Genomic DNA, 541 nt, shown 5'->3' on the forward strand with positions numbered 1-541 from the left:
AAGTCGGAATTGCTAGTAATCGCGGATCAGCATGCCGCGGTGAATACGTTCCCGGGTCTTGTACACACCGCCCGTCACACCACGAGAGTTTACAACACCCGAAGTCGGTGAGGTAACCGTAAGGAGCCAGCCGCCGAAGGTGGGGTAGATGATTGGGGTGAAGTCGTAACAAGGTAGCCGTATCGGAAGGTGCGGCTGGATCACCTCCTTTCTATGGAGAATCGTTTCCTGCAATGGAAACATTCAAATATGAAGCGTAAGCTTCAAATCCAGGTTTCGGCCTGTTACTCACTCGTTGCTCAGTTTTGAGAGTTCAAACTCTCAAATTGCACCTTGAAAACTGGATACCGAAACGAAATTGCGTTTTAGAATATTCCTTTAAGCTGATCTTGTGTAAACAAGAAAACTTAAAGTAGCGAATCGTATTTACATTGTAGATACTAGGTTAAGCTACAAAGAGCACACGGAGGATGCCTAGGCGCCAGGAGCCGACGAAGGACGTGGCGAACAACGATAAAGCCTCGGGGAGCTGTAAGCAAGC

General features: G+C 48.1%; 2 rRNA genes. Both read left to right on the top strand.

The annotated features are described in order from the left end of the window. Positions 1-211: ribosomal RNA gene (locus tag OIU26_RS25895) — 16S ribosomal RNA — on the top strand; the annotation flags it as partial. 232 nt (positions 212-443) lie between these two features. Further along, positions 444-541, top strand: a 23S ribosomal RNA gene (locus tag OIU26_RS25900); the annotation flags it as partial.

Origin of the sequence: Paenibacillus sp. BT-177, assembly GCF_025846815.2 — a bacterium.
GTDB lineage: Bacteria > Bacillota > Bacilli > Paenibacillales > Paenibacillaceae > Paenibacillus > Paenibacillus polymyxa_C.